Genomic DNA, 4,938 nt, shown 5'->3' with positions numbered 1-4,938 from the left:
CTGCTTCCCATGCCCGCACCCCGCCGCCTCCGCTCACGTCCCGGCCCCCGTCCGCGCCGCGGGGGCGCACCACCCGCCGGAGTGCGGGCGGCGGCCAACGGCCCCGCGCTTCCCGCCGGCACACCGGTCGCCGCGGCGGAGTCCGCGCCGCCCGCCGGCTATCGCGCCGTCTTCCAGGTGCGGGAGTTCCGGGCGGTCTTCGCCGCGCACCTGATGTCGCTGCTCGGTGTCGTCGTCTGCGAGATCTCACTCACCGTTCTGGTGTACGACCTCACCGGGTCCCCGCTCATGAGCGCGCTCGCCTTCGCGGCCGGGTTCCTCCCCTACCTCGTCGGCGGCACACTCCTCGCCGGAGCGGCCGACCGTTACCCCGCCCGGCGCGTCCTCGTCGTCTGCGACCTGGTCTGCGCCGCCTGCGCGGCCCTGATGGTGCTGCCCGTCACCCCCGTCGCCGCCCTCCTCGCGCTGCGCTGCGCGGTCGCCGCGGTGTCGCCCGTCTTCAACGGGACCCGGATCGCCACCCTCGCCGACATCCTCGGCGACGGCGACCTCTTCGTCCTCGGGCGTTCGCTCCTGCGCATCGTGTCGCAGAGCGCGCTGCTCGTCGGTTTCGGCGCGGGCGGGGTGCTGCTCGCGCTGGTGCCGGCGCGAGCGGCCATCGGGATCACCGCCGTCACCTTCCTCGGCTCGGCCGCCGTACTGCGCCTGGGCACCCGCCGCCGCCCTGCGCGCGGCGGCGGCGCGGGGGCCACCCTGCTGCGCGACTCGCTCCTCGGCGCCCGGGCGGTCTTCGCCCACCGCCGGGTCCGGGCGCTGATGCTCATGTTCTGGGTGCCGCCGGCGTTCGTCGTGGCGCCGGAAGCCCTCGCCGCGCCGTACGCCGACCGGATCGGCGCGGGCACCGCCGCCGTCGGCCTGCTGATGTGCGCGATGCCGGTGGGGCACATCGCGGGCGAGGTGTGGGCCGGCTCCGCGCTGGGTCCCCGGGGGCGCGAGCGGATCGTCGTACCGGTGGCGGCGGTGTGCCTGCTGCCGCTGGCTGTGTACGCCGTACGCCCCGGCGTGCCGCTCGCCGTGCCGGTGCTCGTCCTGACGGGTCTGGCGTCGGCGTACACCCTCGGCTTGGACCAGTGGTTCGTGGAGGCCGTGCCGGAGGAACTGCGCGGGCGGGCCATGACCGTGATGACGGCGGGGATGATGACGGTCCAGGGCGTCGGAATGGCGGCGGCGGGCCTGGCCGCCGAGTTCCTGCCCGTGCACCACGTCGTGGCCGGCTTCGGAATCGTGGGCACGGGGTGCGTGCTCGCACTGCTGAGGGAGGTCCGGCGCACCGAGGGCGGGCGTACCGGAGACCTGTCTACCGGAGTGCGGCACACCGAGGACGTGCCTCCTGAGGACCTGCCTCCTGACGACCTGCGTACCGAGGACGTGCCTCCCGAGGACCTGCGTACCGAGGGCCTGCGTACCGAAGACTCGCCTACCGCAGTGCGGCGTACGGTGCGGCGTACGAACGCGCTCGACGGGGCCGGGAAAGGCGGACCGGGACCGAATTCGACCGAAGCGCGAGACGGGGATGTTCACGATATGACCGGCCGGTAAGGTCGACGCCGTGCCGAAGCCGCTCAGCCTCCCGTTCGATCCCATCGCCAGAGCCGACGAACTCTGGCAGCAGCGCTGGGGACCCGTCCCGTCGATGGGCGCGATCACGTCCATCATGCGCGCCCACCAGATCCTGCTCGCGGAGGTCGACGCGGTCGTCAAGCCGTACGGGCTGACCTTCGCGCGGTACGAGGCGCTGGTGCTGCTCACCTTCTCCAAGCAGGGCGAGCTGCCGATGTCCAAGATCGGCGAGCGGCTGATGGTCCACCCGACCTCGGTCACGAACACCGTCGACCGGCTGGTGCGGTCCGGCCTCGTCGACAAGCGCCCGAACCCCAACGACGGCCGGGGCACCCTCGCCTCGATCACCGAGAAGGGCCGCGACGTGGTCGAGGCGGCCACCCGCGACCTGATGGCGATGGACTTCGGGCTGGGGGCGTACGACGCGGAGGAGTGCGCGGAGATCTTCGCGATGCTGCGGCCGCTGCGGATCGCGGCGCACGACTTCGAGGAGAAGTAGCCCGCCCGCGGTGACCGGGCCCGGAGGAGCCGTAGCGCCCACCGGTCGGGGCGGGCCGCCTTCGCCGACGCGGGGCGGTGACCGGCCTCCCCGACACGACCGGCGACCGCCCGCCCCGCCCGAAGATCGCCCATTGCGCCCCGTTACGCTCAAGGGCATGAAGTCGAATGTGCTGTCCCGATACCGGGTGATGGCGTACATCACCGCCGTCTGGCTGCTGGTGTTCACCGCCGCGATCATCGCGAAGTACGGGTTCCAGACCGGCGACACCATGCTGATCTCGCAGATCCACGGTGTGCTGTTCATCGTCTACGTGGTCTTCGCCTTCGATCTCGGCACCAAGGCGAAGTGGCCGTTCGGCAAGCTGCTGTGGGTGCTGGCCGCGGGCTGCATCCCGTTCGCCTCCTTCTTCGTCGAGCCGAAGATCACGCGCGAGGCTCGTCCGCTGGTGGCGGGCGCGGCCCCGGCCACGGCGAAGGCCTAGTCCCGGCGCGGCCTCGGCCGCCCGGCAGCGAACACCCGACCGCCACGAGAGAGGCTCGTGGCGGTTTGCCATCGACATTTACTAGGACGTCCTAGTAAATTCGAAGGTATGGACGCTGAAGCGATCGAGGAAGGCCGCCGCCGCTGGCAGGCCCGTTACGACAAGGCCCGCAAGCGCGACGCGGACTTCACCACGCTCTCCGGAGACCCGGTCGACCCGGCGTACGGGCCGCGCCCCGGCGACACGTACGAGGGCTTCGAGCGGATCGGGTGGCCGGGGGAGTACCCCTTCACCCGCGGCCTGCACCCGACCGGCTACCGGGGCCGGACGTGGACCATCCGCCAGTTCGCCGGCTTCGGCAATGCCGAGCAGACGAACGAGCGCTACAAGATGATCCTGGCCAACGGCGGCGGCGGCCTCTCCGTCGCCTTCGACATGCCGACGCTGATGGGACGGGACTCCGACGAGCCGAAGTCGCTGGGCGAGGTCGGCCACTGCGGTGTGGCGATCGACTCCGCCGCCGACATGGAGGTCCTGTTCAAGGACATCCCCCTGGGCGACGTCACCACCTCCATGACCATCAGCGGCCCGGCCGTCCCGGTGTTCTGCATGTACCTGGTCGCGGCGGAGCGGCAGGGCATCGACCCGGCCGTCCTCAACGGCACGCTCCAGACGGACATCTTCAAGGAGTACATCGCGCAGAAGGAGTGGCTCTTCCAGCCCGAGCCGCACCTGCGCCTGATCGGCGACCTGATGGAGCACTGCGCGCGCACCATCCCCGCGTACAAGCCGCTGTCCGTCTCCGGCTACCACATCAGGGAGGCCGGGGCGACGGCCGCGCAGGAACTGGCGTACACGCTGGCGGACGGTTTCGGTTACGTCGAGCTGGGACTCAGCCGGGGCATGGACGTGGACCACTTCGCGCCGGGGCTGTCGTTCTTCTTCGACGCGCACGTGGACTTCTTCGAGGAGATCGCGAAGTTCCGCGCGGCGCGGCGGATCTGGGCGCGCTGGATGAAGGAGGTGTACGGCGCGCAGACGGACAAGGCGCAGTGGCTGCGGTTCCATACCCAGACGGCGGGCGTCTCGCTGACCGCGCAGCAGCCGTACAACAATGTGGTCCGTACGGCGGTCGAGGCGCTGGCGGCGGTGCTCGGCGGTACGAACTCCCTGCACACGAACGCGCTGGACGAGACGCTGGCGCTGCCGAGCGAGCAGGCGGCGGAGATCGCGCTGCGGACGCAGCAGGTGCTGATGGAGGAGACGGGCGTCGCGAACGTGGCGGACCCGCTGGGCGGCTCGTGGTACATCGAGCAGCTGACGGACCGCATCGAGGCGGACGCGGAGAAGATCTTCGACCAGATCAAGGAGCGGGGCCTGCGGGCGCATCCTGACGGCCGCCACCCGATCGGTCCGATGACGTCCGGGATCCTGCGCGGGATCGAGGACGGCTGGTTCACCGGCGAGATCGCGGAGTCGGCGTTCCAGTACCAGAGGTCGGTGGAGAAGGGCGACAAGCGGGTGGTGGGCGTGAACTGCCACCACGGGTCGGTGACGGGCGACCTGGAGATCCTGCGGGTGAGCCACGAGGTGGAGCGCGTGCAGGTACACACGCTGGCGGAGCGCAGGGCGGCCCGCGACGACGCGAAGGTGCGGGCCTCGCTGGACGCGCTGCTGACGGCGGCGCGCGACGGCTCGAACATGATCGAGCCGATGCTCACAGCGGTACGCGCGGAAGCGACGCTGGGCGAGATCTGCGGCGTACTGCGGGACGAGTGGGGCATCTACACGGAGCCGCCGGGGTTCTGAGGGGGGCGTACCACTGGTTGTGCGGCGGGGTGGTTCTCGGGTCGTCCCTGGCGCTCGATGGTCGGTGGGCCGGGGTGGTGCGTCAAGGGCGCTCCTGCGTCGCGTCGCCTGCGGCGATTTCGCTTCGCTCCACCCTTGACCCACCACCCCGGCCCACCGCTGACGCTCAAACAGGGGACGGCCCAAGAAAAACGCCCAGCACGGCAGGCCGCATGCAATGCGGGTGGGCTTGGTGGCCGTCGGGTGAGTGGGTGGGGGCGCGGTCGGTCTAGGGGTGGTGCGGCCCCAGTCTCAGCGACTGCGGCGACAGTTGTTGGTGCGACACCACCAATCCGACGTACACATGCACACCGGCCGGTGGTGGGCCGACCTGTCCGGGCGACCTGCGGACTCATTCGTGCGCGGGTGGGGCGCGGTAGTGGAATGGGGTGACTCGGGTGGTGTGGCGTCCACCCCCACCGGAGACCGCCGGGACTACAGGCTGGTTGCTGGGGTGAGTGGGTGGTGAGCCACGGTCCTTCCGTAT

4 protein-coding genes are annotated in these 4,938 nt (G+C 71.1%); all 4 read left to right on the top strand.

Annotated elements, in window-relative coordinates:
- Positions 1-9 precede the first annotated feature (9 nt).
- The 4 genes from E2E34_RS31300 to icmA all read left to right on the top strand — a co-directional run bounded on the left by E2E34_RS31300 (position 10) and on the right by icmA (position 4,412).
- Positions 10-1,599, top strand: coding sequence for an MFS transporter (locus E2E34_RS31300; protein ID WP_138905229.1), 1,590 nt, complete (start codon positions 10-12; stop codon positions 1,597-1,599).
- Positions 1,600-1,609: 10 nt separating this feature from the next.
- Positions 1,610-2,119 carry a MarR family winged helix-turn-helix transcriptional regulator gene (locus E2E34_RS31295; protein WP_138905228.1) on the top strand — a complete coding sequence of 170 codons (510 nt, stop codon included), beginning with the start codon at positions 1,610-1,612 and terminating at the stop codon, positions 2,117-2,119.
- Positions 2,120-2,276: 157 nt separating this feature from the next.
- Positions 2,277-2,603, top strand: a complete 327-nt coding sequence (locus E2E34_RS31290; RefSeq protein WP_138905227.1) for a DUF3817 domain-containing protein — start codon at positions 2,277-2,279, stop codon at positions 2,601-2,603.
- A gap of 108 nt (positions 2,604-2,711) precedes the next feature.
- Positions 2,712-4,412, top strand: a complete 1,701-nt coding sequence (icmA, locus tag E2E34_RS31285; RefSeq protein WP_138905226.1) for a coenzyme B12-dependent isobutyryl-CoA mutase large subunit — start codon at positions 2,712-2,714, stop codon at positions 4,410-4,412.
- The last annotated feature ends 526 nt before the right edge of the window (positions 4,413-4,938 follow it).

This window comes from Streptomyces albidochromogenes (assembly GCF_005981925.1).
Taxonomy (GTDB): Bacteria; Actinomycetota; Actinomycetes; order Streptomycetales; family Streptomycetaceae; genus Streptomyces; species Streptomyces albidochromogenes.
Note: the sequence above shows the minus strand (reverse complement) of the source record. Positions and strands in the feature narration are given on the sequence as shown.